The following is a 12498-nucleotide window of genomic DNA, read 5'->3' on the forward strand; positions in this document are numbered from 1 at the left end:
GCGCGCCCTGGCGCCCGGACGATGTGGCGTGCGGCACGCTCCAGGGGGCCCGCCGGGCGCATCGGGTAGCCTGGACGACGGCCATCGCAGGCCTCCCCTCTCGATGACGCGCTCAGGCGCGCGTTCGCGCCTGCCCGACTGACGCATCGTCCCTGTCCCCGTTGGAGACCTCATGAGCACTCCCGCCGCCAGCCCGCGCACGTCCACCGGCGTACCCGAGGTGACGAACCGCTTCGGCACCCCCTGGGACCCACGTTCGTGGCGCCGTCCCGAGTGGCTGAGCCCCAAGGTGATGCGCACCGAGCTGCTCGCCGGCCTCGTCGTCGCGCTCGCGCTGATCCCCGAGGCGATCTCGTTCTCGATCATCGCGGGAGTCGACCCGCGCGTGGGTCTGTTCGCGTCGTTCACGATGGCGGTCGCGATCGCCTTCCTCGGCGGCCGCCCCGCGATGATCTCGGCCGCCACCGCCGCGGTCGCCCTCGTGGTGGCGCCGCTCGCGCGCGACTACGGGCTCGACTACCTCATCGCGGCCGTCATCCTCGGCGGCATCTTCCAGGTGGTGCTCGCGCTGCTCGGCGTCGCGAAGCTCATGCGCTTCATCCCGCGCTCGGTCATGATCGGCTTCGTCAACTCGCTCGCGATCCTCATCTTCATGGCGCAGCTGCCGCACCTCACCGACGTGTCGTGGGTCGTGTACGTGCTCGTCGCCGTGGGACTCGCGATCATCGCGCTGCTCCCCCGGCTCACGACCGTCGTGCCCGCGCCGCTTGTCGCGATCGTCCTGCTCACCATCGTGACCGTCGCGTTCAGCATGGCTGTGCCGACCGTCGGCGACGAGGGCGCGCTGCCCGAGGGCCTGCCCACGCTGTTCTTCCCGAACGTGCCGTTCAGCCTCGAGACGCTTGAGATCGTCGCGCCCTACGCGCTCGGCATCGCTCTCGTCGGCCTGCTCGAGTCGCTCATGACCGCGAAGCTCGTCGACGACGTCACGGACACCCACTCCGACAAGACGCGCGAGGCCTGGGGCCAGGGCGCTGCGAACATCATCACCGGCTTCTTCGGCGGCATGGGCGGCTGCGCGATGATCGGCCAGACCATGATCAACGTCAAGGTCGGCCGTGCGCGCACGCGCCTCTCGACGTTCGCCGCGGGAATCTTCCTGCTGATCCTCATCCTCGCGCTCGGCGACCTGGTCGCGATGATCCCGATGGCCGCGCTCGTCGCGGTGATGATCTTCGTGTCGTGGGCCACGTTCGACTGGCACTCGATCCGCCCGTCGACGCTGCGTCGCATGCCTCGCTCGGAGACCTCGGTCATGCTCGTGACCGTCGCGATCGTGGTCGCGACCCACAACCTGGCGTACGGCGTCGTCGCTGGCGTCGTGCTGGCCTCCGTGCTGTTCGCGCGCAGGGTCGCGCACATCGCCGAGGTCGAGGGGGGCGAGGTCGTGGACGGCGTGCGCCGGTACACGGTGTCCGGCGAGCTGTTCTTCGCGTCGTCCAACGATCTCTACAGCCAGTTCGACTACGCGGGCGACCCCGACAAGGTGATCATCGACATGACGCACTCGCACGTGTGGGACGCCTCGACGGTCGCCGCGCTCGACTCGATCGAGTACAAGTACGAGAATCATGGGAAGAGCGTCGAGATCGTGGGTCTCAACGACGCGTCGCAGGAGTTCCACGGCCGGATCTCGGGCCACCTGGGAAGCGGCCACTAGTCCACACGCGCGCGTGGGGCTTGTGCCCCTCAAGTACCCTTGGACGAAGGCATCGGCGCGCTGTGCGCCACCAGGAGGAGAGTTCATGAACGCGGAAGATCGCGGCACGAAGCCCGTCACCGGTGAGAACGCGTGGGCGCCTGCGTCCGCGACGAAGCCGCCGTCGGTGACGCCCGCCTCGGGCAGCAACCCGCAGCGCACCTCGCTGCGCTCGGGACAGATCCCCACGCGCCCCGTCACCGGTGAGACGCCGACGCGTCCGACCACGGGTCAGAGCCCGATGCGCCCGACGACCGGTCAGAGCGCGACCCGTCCCGTCTCCGGACAGGCCCCGACTGCTCCCCGCAGCGCGACCAACGTCTTCGCCCCCGGTGCGGCGACCGCTCCCGTGCGTCCCGCGGGCAGCCAGACCCAGTCCGTGAGCACCGCGCCCGCGCAGCCGGCGAGCCCCGCGGCGCCGAAGCCCGCGACCAAGGCGCCCGCGTCCGACGAGACCGAGACGGCCTTCGGCAAGATCAAGGCCTCCGCGACCCGCGCCAAGAACGAGGTCCGCTCGGCCGACCCGATCGCGGCGTCCGCGCACAAGGGCGGACCGCGCAAGGTCCGCGTCCTGGTGTCGCGCGTCGACCCGTGGTCGGCCCTCAAGATCGGCTTCCTGCTGTCGATCGCAGTGGGCATCATGCTCGTCGTCGCGGTCTACGTGCTGTGGAACGTGCTCAACACCATGGGCATCTTCACGACGATCAACGACTGGATCCTCACGCTGTTCCCGGAGGACAGCGAGCTGGACCTCATGCAGTTCTTCGATCTCAACAAGATCATGGCGGCGACCACGCTGATCGCCGTGGTCGACGTGGTCCTGCTCACCGCGCTCGCGACGATCTCCGCGTTCCTCTACAACGTGATCTCCGCGGTCGTGGGCGGCTTCTACGTCACCCTCACCGACGACTGATCCTCGTCACCGACCGTCCCGATGCCGGGGCCGGGGGCCGATTTGGTTCCCGCCCCGCGCGTTTGGTATGGTTTATCGCCGCGGCCAAGCCGCGGTGAACGGGCCCATAGCTCAGGCGGTTAGAGCGCTTCGCTGATAACGAAGAGGTCGGAGGTTCAAGTCCTCCTGGGCCCACGGAAGACGACCGGACGGTCGTGCCGGACTTCAGGTCGATGCGGCGCAGCCGCTCCCTACCGGTCCTCCAGATCCCGTGGGAGACTGGAATCTCCCACACGGGGCCTTGGCGCAATTGGTAGCGCACCTGCTTTGCAAGCAGGGGGTTAGGGGTTCGAGTCCCCTAGGCTCCACGAGAAATGCCCGATGCGGATCGCATCGGGCATTCGTCGTGTGTGGCGGGCTGGGGCCCGTCACACACCCGTGCCGCCGAAAGCGCGGTGCGCGTTGTCGAACCTCACGCGCGCGTTCGGGTCGTCGACCACGAAAGGCGTGTCGCCTCCGCCGCACAGCTGGCAATCGCGAGGCATGCGGCCGGTCCTCCCCCGAGGTGAGTCCTGCCACGAGTGGCCGCACGTCTCAGACGACCACCACACCCTGCGGAACGACCTCGCGGACACGTCCGCGGCGGTGAGCGGAGCGTTGCGCTCCACGTCGAACTCCTTGGCCAGCTCGGGCCAGCGCTCCGCGAGTGAGCGCGTTCCCGGGATCTTCATGCTTCCCCCATGTGTGATCTTCCCCTTTCTGAGCGTACAGGCACCGAGGGACGTACAGTCATGAGGAGACATCCGTTCGGCTGAGGGGGTCGCGATGAGCACCACGCCCGACTGGCACGAGGATCCGACGGCGCCAGGATCCGGCAGGCAGCGCTACTGGGATGGCGCGCAGTGGACCGACTGGGTCATGGACCCGGGCGCGACCGAGGCGAGGGCCCTCCCCGTCGCCGACGCGCAGGCCGAGGCGGCCGCGGCGCCGACGCAGCAGATGCCTGCCGCTGAGCCGAGCCCCACGACGACTTCGATGCCGACCTCCGACGCGAGAGAATCTGCCGGAGCGGCGCCTCAGTCCGGCGCGCAGTACGCCGCGGCGCCAGGCCAGGCGCCCGTGGGTCAGCAGCCCGCCGAGAAGAGCAAGGCCCCGATGATCATCGGCATCGTGGTCGGCGTGATCCTGCTGATCGGCGTCGGTGGCGTGATCCTCGCGGGACTGCTGCTGAACAAGGCGAGCGACACCGTCTCCGACGCGCTCGATGATCTGGCCGCGTCCGCATCGTCCGGGCTCGACGACTGGGAGTCCTGGGCGGCCGAGATCACCGAGGACGCTGAGGATCTCGAGGAGGCCTTCGGCGACCTGACCGCCGACCCGTCGGTCACGGCGTCGTGGGACGCGTGGCCCGACGGCGACGATCCCGAGGAGACCTACCTGTGGGTGCTCGACCTGTGGGACACGGGGCTGGACGAGGACACTCAGCTCGAGGCCGGCTACTGGGTGTGCGAGCAGTTCGAGGGCGGTGCGACCGACTCGTACGAGGACATCAGCCAGCTGCTCACGGACACCTCCGACCGGTACGGCGTCGACGAGTGGGTCGCCGCCGGCGTGATGAGCGCGGCCATCGAGCTGTGCCCGGACTGGACGGACGCGCTCAACGAGGCGTGGGGCTGAGCCTCCTGCGGACCGCGCTCCGGCGCCTCGCGGACGGCCTTCCGTCCGGCGGGTAGGTGACTTTCCCAACCTTTCACGATCCGGCTACGTTCTCTGTGTGAGTCTGGTCGCACGCGAACCAAGCTGTGCGCGCTCCGAAGGGGAAGGTAGTGCCGTGATCGAGAGAATGGTCGCTGAGGGTCCGTCGTCATCGCGCATGCGCGCGGGTGTGGTGGGTGCGCTCCTAGGTCTGGTGGTGATGGCCGCGTCGGTGCTGGTGAGCGTGCCGGCGTCCGCAGACGAGAGCCTGGAGTTCTCGTCGACGCCGCAGGGCACGATCACGGGGGTGGCGAAGAAGGATCGGGTGCTGACGGCCGAGGTGGGCGAGTGGGTGCCGACTCCGGATTCGTACGCGTTCCAGTGGTATCGGGACGGTGTCGCGATCGAGGGTGCGACGGAGCAGACGTACACCGTGACCAAGGAGGACCGGGGCACCTATCTGACGGTCGACGTGACGGCCTCGAAGTCGGGCTACGCGGACGCGACGGTGCTCAGCCAGGAGCGCCGCGTCAAGAACATCTTCACGAAGGCCGGTACGCCTCGGGTCCCGTGGGTGACCAAGGTGGGACGGACGCTCAGGGCGAGCACCGGCTACTGGTACCCCACGCCGAAGTCGCTCACCTACCAGTGGCTGCGTGATGGCGAGCCGATCGAGGGCGCGACCAATGAGACCTACACGACCACCAAGGCCGACCGTGGCCACTACCTCAAGGTCACCGTCACCGCGAAGCGCCCGGGCTTCAACACGGCGTCGCGCACGAGCGAGGCGAAGTACGTGCAGAAGGCGTTCCACTATGCGCCCGATGCGAGGATCGTGGGAACGCCGGAGGTCGGCGAGACCCTGACCGCGATTCACGGTCAGTGGGAGCCCCAGCCCGACAGCTTCACCTTCTACTGGAAGCGCAACGGCAAGAAGATCGAGGGTGCGACAGGCAAGACGTACACGTTGACCGAGGCCGACCGCGGCACCAACATCAAGGTGAAGATCGTCGGGCACAAGGCCCGCTACTTCTCCAAGGACAAGATCAGCGACATCGTCACCGTCCAGTAGCGACGGGATGCGGGAGAGGGTCGCCCCAACCTTTCGTGTGCGGGCCTCGTCCTGACTGTGACATCAACGGTGCGATGGTCGCCCGGGTGAGCCCGCGCGACCATCGTGACCAGAAGCAGGGGGAACCAACGTGACTGAATCGCATGGGCTGATGGAGCCAAGGACGACGCGTATCCGCGCGGGTGTGGTGGGTGCGCTCCTCGGTCTGGTGGTGATGGCCGCGTCGGTGCTGGTGAGCGTGCCGGCGTCCGCAGACGAGAGCCTGGAGTTCTCGTCGACGCCGCAGGGCACGATCACGGGGGTGGCGAAGAAGGATCGGGTGCTGACGGCCGAGGTGGGCGAGTGGGTGCCGACTCCGGATTCGTACGCGTTCCAGTGGTATCGGGACGGCGTGGCGATCGAGGGTGCGACGGAGCAGACGTACACGGTGACCAAGGAGGACCGGGGCACCTATCTGACGGTCGACGTCACGGCCTCGAAGTCGGGCTACGCGGACGCGACGGTGCTCAGCCAGGAGCGCCGCGTCAAGAACATCTTCACGACGGCCTCCACACCGTGGGTCCCGTGGGTGACCAAGGTGGGACGGACCCTCAAGGCGGGCACCGGCTACTGGTACCCGATTCCGAAGTCGCTCACCTACCAGTGGCTGCGCGACGGCGAGCCGATCGAGGGCGCGACGAATGAGACCTACACGGTGGCCAAGGCCGACCGTGGCCACCACCTCAAGGTCACCGTCACCGCGAAGCGCCCCGGTTTCAACACGGCGTCGCGCACGAGCGAGGCGAAGTACGTGAAGAAGGGCTTCCACTATGCGCCCGATGCGAGGATCGTGGGAACGCCGGAGGTCGGCGAGACCCTGACCGCGATTCACGGTCAGTGGGACCCCCAGCCCGACACCTACTCCATCTACTGGAGGCGCAACGGCGCGGTGATCGACGGCGCGACGGGCAGGTACTACACGCTGACCGAGGCCGACCGCGGCAAGGAGATCAAGGCCGTGATCGTCGGTTACAAGGCCGGCTACTTCTCCAAGAAGAAGGTCAGCGACACAGTCACGGTCGAGTAGCGACGGACTCCGCTGCTTCCTTCCCGGAGGTAGAGGGCTCGCGGCGAGTCATCATCCAGCGCAGCCCGAGCCCGACCAGCAGCGCCCAGAAGGCCGACCCGATGCCCGCGAGGGCGACTCCTGACGCGCCGAGAAGCAGGGTGATCGCTGCGGGGATCCGGTCGTCGGGGACGGCGAACGCGCCCGAGACCGAGGAGGCGAAGGTGCCGAGCAGCGCGAGGCCCGCCACGGCCTCGAGCAGCCCTGCCGGGGCGGCCTCGACGAGCGCGGTGAGCGTTGCCGCGATCGCGGCGATGCCCAGGTAGGCCCAGCCCGCCGTCGCGGTCGCGATCCAGCGACGCCGCGGGTCAGGATGAGACTCGGGGGAGGCGGGAAGGGCCGCGGTGATCGCCGCGAGGTTGATCGCGTGGCCGCCGAATCCTGCCCCGGCGATCGTGCCGACACCCGTGACGACCATCGTCTCCTTCCAGGGGGCCTCGTAGCCGGCCGCCTTGAGCACGGCGGCGCCGGGGACGTTCTGGGATGCCATCGTCACGACGTACAGCGGGAGCGCGATGCCGAGGATCGCCCCCCAGGTGAGCGAGGGGCTGGTCCACGTCAGCACGGGTGCCGCGACCGGCACGCCCCCGTCGGTCGCCGTGGAGGTGATCATGATCGCCACCGCGAGGCCGAACGCGAGCGGTGTGGCCCAGCGCGGCGCGAACCGCTGCATGACCACCCATACGACGATGAGCGCGCCCACGAGCCATGGCTGCCCGGTGAGCGCGGTGAAGGGTGCGAGGCACAGCGGGAGCAGGATGCCGGCGAGCATCGCCTGAGCGATCGAGGTGGGGATGCGCCCGATGAGGCGGCCGAGCGGGCGGATGAGCCCAGTGGCGACGATGAGCGCGCCGACGAGGAGGAAAGCGCCGATCGCGGCGGGCCAGCCGCCATCGGCCGCGCCCTGGCTCGCGAGCAGGGCCGCACCCGGAGTGGACCACGCGAGCGTGAGGGGGGTGCGATGCCGCCAGGTGAGCCACAGCATCCCGAGCGCCTGGACGATGCAGAGGGCGGCCAGTCCCGACGCGGCCTGGTCCGGGGTCGCGCCCGCATTGCGCAGACCCGCGAGGACGACCGCGAACGAGCTGGCGAAGCCGACGAGGGCCGTCACGAGCCCCATCGCGATGGTGTGCCGACGCGCGTGTTCCATAAACAGAACGGTACCCCTACTGTTCTGAGTATGGAACGGTTCGGTAGCCTGAATCCATGACCTCCGACGATGTGGCGCCAGTCGTCGGCGACCGGCTCCGTGCGATCAGGGCCTCGAGGGGGCTCTCGCTCGGGGCGCTCGCCGCAGCGGCCGGCATCGGCAAGGGCTCGCTGTCGGAGATCGAGCGAGGGAGTCGCAATCCCAACCTGTCGACCCTGTACTCGCTCGCGAACGCCCTGGACCTGCCGCTCGCGTGGCTGCTCGCCGAGCGCCCCGGCGCCGAGCTCGGGGCGCCCGGAATCGACACCACGCTGCTCGGCACCACCGGTACGGAGGACGATTCCGTCGAGGTCTACACGCTGCGCCTCACCCCGGGGACGGTCCACCGCTCATCCGCGCATGGGTCGCATGTGGTCGAGCACCTGGTCGTGACCCGGGGCGTGGCGCGCGTCGGCCGAGTTGGCGAGGAGGCCGAGGTGCCGGCGGGGGAGCACTACGCGTGGACGTCCGACACCGAGCACACCTACGAGGCCGTGGGCGCCCCAGCCGAGGCCGTGCTCGTGATCAGGCGCGTTCCCGACTGAACCGCCGCATCGTCCCTGAACGTCCGCATCGTCCTGGGACCCGCAACCCACTGGCCGCCGCATCGTCCGTGGGCCGATCACGGCCCGATGCGGCCGTCGGACTACCTCGACACTGTCGCGGCGTCCTTCGCTGTGAGCCGCTGCGCGATCGCGATCGGCACCACCGACACGACGACGAGGATCACGGCGATCACCGCGACCACGGGCGCCTGCGACGGGCGGAACATGTTCTGCAGGATCCACAGCGGCAGCGTGGTGACCCCGTTGCCCGCGGTGAACGTCGTCACGATGATCTCGTCGAAGCTGAGCGCGAAGGCGAGCAGCCCGCCAGCGACGAGCGCCGACTTGAGCCGGGGGAAGGTCACGAGGCGGAACGTCGTGAACAGGCCCGCGCCGAGGTCCATCGAGGCGTCCTCGAGCCGAGTGCCGGCGGCGTTCAGTCGGGCGAACGCGTTGTTGTAGACCGTGACGATGCAGAACGTCGCGTGCGCGATGATCAGCGTCCACACGGACAGTTGGACTCCCATCATCGTGCGGAACGCGTTGTTGAGCGCGATGCCTGTGACGATGCCGGGAAGTGCGATCGGCAGCACGATGAGGAGGTTCACGGCCTCCTTGCCGAAGAACTCGTAGCGGGACAGCGCCATCGCCGCGAGCGTGCCGAGCACGAGCGCGATCGCCGACGCGGCGAGGGCGACCGCGACCGAGGTGCCGAGCGCCTCGAGCGCGCCCGTGCTCTGCAGCGCGCGACCCCACCACTCCAGGGTGAAGCCCGGCGGCGGCCACGACAGGCTCTCCGACGTGCTGAACGAGTTGAGCAGCACCACGAACAGCGGAAGGTAGATGAGCGCGAGCGTCACCGTCGTGACGATGCCGAGCACTGCGCGAGTGGCGGGTCCGAGCTGCATCACAGGCTCCTGAGCGCCCCGGTCCGGCGGACCGCGGCAAGGTAGACGAAGATGATCCCGATCGGGATGAGGGAGATCGCGGCGGCGAGCGGCAGGTTGTTCGCCGCACCGACGTTCGTGTAGACGAGGTTGCCGAGCATCTGGGTCGTGCCGCCGACGATCCCGACGGTGATGTAGTCGCCGAGGCTCAGGCAGAAGGCGAAGATCGAACCGGCGATGATGGCGGGCCTGATCATGGGCAGTACGACGGCCATGAGGGTGATGCCGCCACGCGCGCCCAGGTCCGCCGACGCCTCGAGCAGGCGGTCGGGGACGCGGTCGAAGCCCGCGTAGATCGGCATGATCACGTACGGCAGCCACAGATACGACAGCGTGAGGATGACGCCGGTGATGCCGTAGCCGGGGGTGTCCAGGCCGAACGGGGCGCCCGCCCAGCCGATGAGACCGTCGGCCGACAGCAGCGCGCGCCACGCGTAGACCTTGACCAGGTACGACGCCCACAGCGGGGCGAGCACCGCGATCACCAGCAGATGCCGCGCGCGAGGTCCGGCGACCTTCGCCATGAAGAACGCGACGGGGATCGCGATGAGCACATCGATGACGGTGACCGCAGCGGCGATGCCGAGCGTGCGGAGCGTCACGGTCCGGTACAGCGCCTCGGTGAAGACCTCGACGACGTTGTCCGTCGTCCATTGGATCTGGACCTGACCCGTGAGCCCGTCGACCGTCCAGAAGGCGGTGATGAGCAGCGCGGCGAGCGCGACCACGTAGACGAGCCCGAGCCACGCCACCGGGGCGGTGAGCAGCCCGGCCACCTGGAGGCGGCGGCGGGGGGCGAGAAACGCTGAGGCGCGGTGGGTGGTCATGGGGTCCTCGGGGTTCGATGCGGATGAGTGCCGGGCGAGGGCGTGGGGGCGGACCGTCCGCCCCCACGCCCTTCACTCAGCCCTTGATCTCCTGCCAGGCCTTGGTCCACTCGGCGTAGTCGACGCACTCGACGTCCTCGCGGCCGTCGACGCACTCGGCCACGGGGGTGGTCCAGTACCAGATCTGCGACGCGTACTCCTCGTCACCCGCGTGGTACGCCTCGCAGTCGTCGCGGAAATCGCACGCCGCCTCGGAGGACGGGGCCTCGCCGAAGTAGGCGGTCGCCGTGGCGTTGGCCTCGGGGCTCGCGATGTAGTCGAGCCACATGTACGCGCAGTTGGGGCTCTCTGCCTCGGACGCGATCATCCACGTGTCGGACCAGCCGGTCGCGCCCTCCTCGGGCAGGACGACCTCGGTGTTGCCGGTCGAGATCGAGTTCTGGATGACCTGCCACGTGGTGCCGACCACGGAGTCGCCGGACTCGAAGGCCTGGATCTCCTTGAGGTAGTCGGACCAGTACTCGCCGACGCTCTCCTTCTGCAGCTTGAGCAGGTCCACGGCCGCGGCGAACTGGTCCTCGTCGAGCGCGTAGGGGTTCGTGATGCCGAGGTCCGGCTCGTGGGTCATGAGGTAGACGGCCGCGTCGGCGATGTAGATCGGCGAGTCGTAGGCGGTGACGGCGCCCGCGTAGTCGGAGGCGCTGTCGAACACGACGTCCCACGACGTCGGCGCGGGGTCCACGACCTCCGTGTTGTACATCAGCAGGTTGGCGCCGTAGCCGTGGGGGACTCCGTACGAGACGCCGTCGACCGAGTTCCACTCCTTGTCCTTGAGGAAGTCGAAGATGCCCTCGTAGTTCTCGAGCAGGTCGGTGTTGACCGCGGAGACCAGGTCGGCGGCGATGAGGCGCAGCGTGAGGTCGCCCGACGCGGCGACGACGTCGTAGCCGCCGCTCTGCATGAGCTGGTAGGCCTCATCGGAGGTGCCGTAGGTCTTCGAGACGACCTCGCAGCTCGTGGCCTCCTCGAAGTCGGAGACCCAGTCGACCGTCGGGTCGTTGGAGCCGTCCTCGACGTAGCCGGGCCACGCGAGGATGGAGACGGTGCCCTCGGCGTCACCGATCTCGGTGGCGGCCTCGGTGTCGGATCCGGAGCTCGCGGTGCCGCACGCCGCCAGGGAGGCGACTGCGACCGACGCGACGCCGGCTCGAAGGGACATGCGGGCGGTTGGCTTCAACACGGGACTTCCTCTCGGTACGGGGTTCCTTCGGGTGGTGCGTGTTCACTGCGGTCGTGCGGTGGAGCAGGGACGATGCTGGTGTCAGGACAGCCTGAGCCTCAGGACGATGCGGAGGTCTCGAGGGAGGTCGCGTCGGCAGGGGCGATCGAGACGGTGACGCGGTCGCCGCGCGCACGCGCGCCTCGGGCCCCGACGTTCGGCTCGAGCGCGGTGATCCGTGTGCCCAGGCCCTCGAGATCGACCACGATGCGGTGCTCGGGGCCCGTGTAGATCACCTCGGCGATCGTGCCGGGGACGCCGTCGGCGCCGCCGAGCGCCACTCGCTCCGGCCGCACCGCCATGAGCTGGGCCTCGAGGCCGAAGGCCTCGGCGACGCGGGGCTCGAGCAGGGTCGACGACCCCACGAACGAGGCGACGAAGCTGCTCGCGGGACGGTCGTAGACCTCGCGCGGGGTGCCGAGCTGCACGACGCGACCCGCGTCGAACACGGCGACGCGGTCGCTCAGGGTCAGCGCCTCGTCCTGATCGTGGGTGACGAAGACGAAGGTGATCCCGAGCGAGCGCTGGAGCTGTTTGAGCTCGACCTGCATCTGCTCGCGGAGCTTGAGGTCGAGCGCGCCGAGCGGCTCGTCGAGGAGCAGCGCGTCGGGCCGCAGCACGATCGCGCGGGCGAGCGCGACGCGCTGGCGCTGGCCGCCCGACAGCTCGTGGGGCTGGCGGTCCTCGAGTCCTGCGAGCTGGACCGCTGCGAGGGCCTCCTCGGCACGCGAGCGGCGCGCGCCTCGGGGCATGCCGGCCACGCGCAGCCCGTACTCGACGTTCGCGATCACGCTCATGTGGGGGAACAGGGCGTAGTCCTGGAAGACCGTGTTCACCGGTCGGGAGAAGGGCGGAAGGGCGGTGACGTCCTTGCCGAAGAGCTCGACGGTGCCGCTCGTCGGCTGCTCGAAGCCCGCGATCGCCCTCAGCACGGTGGTCTTGCCCGATCCCGAGGGGCCAAGCATCGAGAAGAACTCGCCGGCCTCGATGTCGAGATCCAGGTCCGCGACGGCGATGGTGTCGCCGAACCTCTTGTGAAGTCCGCGCAATCGGATAGCAGTGGGCATGCCGCTAATTCATCTAGAACCAGATTTCATCTGCGCGGCTCGCGTGTAAACAGCCCGTTAATTCTCTGGGACCAGACCTTTCCTGCGACGCGCGTCGTCGGGAGAATGTGAGCGGGAAGGG

At 69.0% G+C, this 12498-nt stretch carries 12 protein-coding genes and 2 tRNA genes; 8 read left to right on the forward strand and 6 right to left on the reverse strand.

The features are described 5' to 3' along the window. Window positions 1-172: 172 nt before the first annotated feature. The 4 genes from B7K23_RS03845 to B7K23_RS03860 all read left to right on the forward strand — a co-directional run bounded on the left by B7K23_RS03845 (window position 173) and on the right by B7K23_RS03860 (window position 3019). A complete protein-coding gene (locus B7K23_RS03845) occupies window positions 173-1720 on the forward strand; it encodes a SulP family inorganic anion transporter (protein WP_084125075.1) in 1548 nt (515 codons plus the stop codon). An 85-nt stretch (window positions 1721-1805) separates the two neighbouring features. Then, on the forward strand, window positions 1806-2672 hold the full coding sequence (locus B7K23_RS15810; protein WP_234996412.1) for a DUF3566 domain-containing protein: 867 nt from the start codon (window positions 1806-1808) through the stop codon (window positions 2670-2672). 100 nt (window positions 2673-2772) lie between these two features. Continuing rightward, window positions 2773-2846 (forward strand) — tRNA-Ile (locus tag B7K23_RS03855). A 100-nt stretch (window positions 2847-2946) separates the two neighbouring features. After that, window positions 2947-3019, forward strand: a tRNA-Ala gene (locus tag B7K23_RS03860). 60 nt (window positions 3020-3079) lie between these two features. Here B7K23_RS03860 and B7K23_RS03865 read toward each other — a convergent pair. Then, a complete protein-coding gene (locus tag B7K23_RS03865; protein ID WP_159451302.1) occupies window positions 3080-3382 on the reverse strand; it encodes a zinc-ribbon domain-containing protein in 303 nt (100 codons plus the stop codon). A gap of 94 nt (window positions 3383-3476) precedes the next feature. On the opposite strand from B7K23_RS03865, the gene B7K23_RS03870 reads away from it, so the two are divergent. The 3 genes from B7K23_RS03870 (at window position 3477) to B7K23_RS15645 (ending at window position 6484) form a co-directional block, all read left to right on the forward strand. Then, window positions 3477-4328, forward strand: a complete 852-nt coding sequence (locus B7K23_RS03870) for a hypothetical protein (protein ID WP_084125077.1) — start codon at window positions 3477-3479, stop codon at window positions 4326-4328. Between the two features lie 154 nt (window positions 4329-4482). Further along, window positions 4483-5418, forward strand: a complete 936-nt coding sequence (locus tag B7K23_RS03880) for a hypothetical protein (protein ID WP_159451303.1) — start codon at window positions 4483-4485, stop codon at window positions 5416-5418. Window positions 5419-5569: 151 nt separating this feature from the next. After that, window positions 5570-6484, forward strand: coding sequence for a hypothetical protein (locus B7K23_RS15645; protein ID WP_159451304.1), 915 nt, complete (start codon window positions 5570-5572; stop codon window positions 6482-6484). Here the strand turns inward: B7K23_RS15645 and B7K23_RS03895 are convergent. Then, window positions 6471-7673 carry a benzoate/H(+) symporter BenE family transporter gene (locus B7K23_RS03895; RefSeq protein WP_084125080.1) on the reverse strand — a complete coding sequence of 401 codons (1203 nt, stop codon included), beginning with the start codon at window positions 7671-7673 and terminating at the stop codon, window positions 6471-6473. The two genes, B7K23_RS15645 and B7K23_RS03895, sit on opposite strands and share 14 nt — an antisense overlap. A 56-nt stretch (window positions 7674-7729) precedes the next feature. Between B7K23_RS03895 and B7K23_RS03900 the strand changes: the two genes are divergently transcribed. Continuing rightward, window positions 7730-8257 (forward strand): helix-turn-helix domain-containing protein, encoded by a 528-nt coding sequence (locus B7K23_RS03900; protein ID WP_084125081.1) that lies wholly within the window; start codon window positions 7730-7732, stop codon window positions 8255-8257. Window positions 8258-8358: 101 nt separating this feature from the next. On the opposite strand, the gene B7K23_RS03905 is transcribed toward B7K23_RS03900, so the two are convergent. The 4 genes from B7K23_RS03905 to B7K23_RS03920 all read right to left on the reverse strand — a co-directional run bounded on the left by B7K23_RS03905 (window position 8359) and on the right by B7K23_RS03920 (window position 12377). Next, on the reverse strand, window positions 8359-9165 hold the full coding sequence (locus B7K23_RS03905) for an ABC transporter permease (protein WP_084125082.1): 807 nt from the start codon (window positions 9163-9165) through the stop codon (window positions 8359-8361). After that, the gene (locus B7K23_RS03910; protein WP_084125083.1) at window positions 9165-10031 is read right to left on the reverse strand and encodes an ABC transporter permease; all 867 of its coding nucleotides are present in this window, start codon (window positions 10029-10031) and stop codon (window positions 9165-9167) included. Before B7K23_RS03910 ends, B7K23_RS03905 begins: the two co-directional genes overlap by 1 nt. 76 nt (window positions 10032-10107) lie before the next feature. Next, entirely contained in the window at window positions 10108-11271 is a 1164-nt protein-coding gene (locus B7K23_RS03915) for an extracellular solute-binding protein (protein WP_234996413.1), read from the reverse strand. 98 nt (window positions 11272-11369) lie between these two features. Beyond that, window positions 11370-12377 carry an ABC transporter ATP-binding protein gene (locus B7K23_RS03920; protein WP_084125085.1) on the reverse strand — a complete coding sequence of 336 codons (1008 nt, stop codon included), beginning with the start codon at window positions 12375-12377 and terminating at the stop codon, window positions 11370-11372. Between the last annotated feature and the right edge of the window lie 121 nt (window positions 12378-12498).

The sequence above is a fragment of the Demequina sp. NBRC 110054 genome, assembly GCF_002090115.1.
Lineage (GTDB): Bacteria > Actinomycetota > Actinomycetes > Actinomycetales > Demequinaceae > Demequina.

Coding starts and splice junctions, on each gene's coding strand:
- B7K23_RS03920 (WP_084125085.1), bottom strand. CDS start 12,377: ATGCCCACTGCTATCCGATTGCGCGGACTTCACAAGAGGTTCGGCGAC.
- B7K23_RS15810 (WP_234996412.1), top strand. CDS start 1,806: ATGAACGCGGAAGATCGCGGCACGAAGCCCGTCACCGGTGAGAACGCG.
- B7K23_RS03900 (WP_084125081.1), top strand. CDS start 7,730: ATGACCTCCGACGATGTGGCGCCAGTCGTCGGCGACCGGCTCCGTGCG.
- B7K23_RS03865 (WP_159451302.1), bottom strand. CDS start 3,382: ATGAAGATCCCGGGAACGCGCTCACTCGCGGAGCGCTGGCCCGAGCTG.
- B7K23_RS03895 (WP_084125080.1), bottom strand. CDS start 7,673: ATGGAACACGCGCGTCGGCACACCATCGCGATGGGGCTCGTGACGGCC.
- B7K23_RS03870 (WP_084125077.1), top strand. CDS start 3,477: ATGAGCACCACGCCCGACTGGCACGAGGATCCGACGGCGCCAGGATCC.
- B7K23_RS03845 (WP_084125075.1), top strand. CDS start 173: ATGAGCACTCCCGCCGCCAGCCCGCGCACGTCCACCGGCGTACCCGAG.
- B7K23_RS15645 (WP_159451304.1), top strand. CDS start 5,570: ATGGAGCCAAGGACGACGCGTATCCGCGCGGGTGTGGTGGGTGCGCTC.
- B7K23_RS03905 (WP_084125082.1), bottom strand. CDS start 9,165: ATGCAGCTCGGACCCGCCACTCGCGCAGTGCTCGGCATCGTCACGACG.
- B7K23_RS03910 (WP_084125083.1), bottom strand. CDS start 10,031: ATGACCACCCACCGCGCCTCAGCGTTTCTCGCCCCCCGCCGCCGCCTC.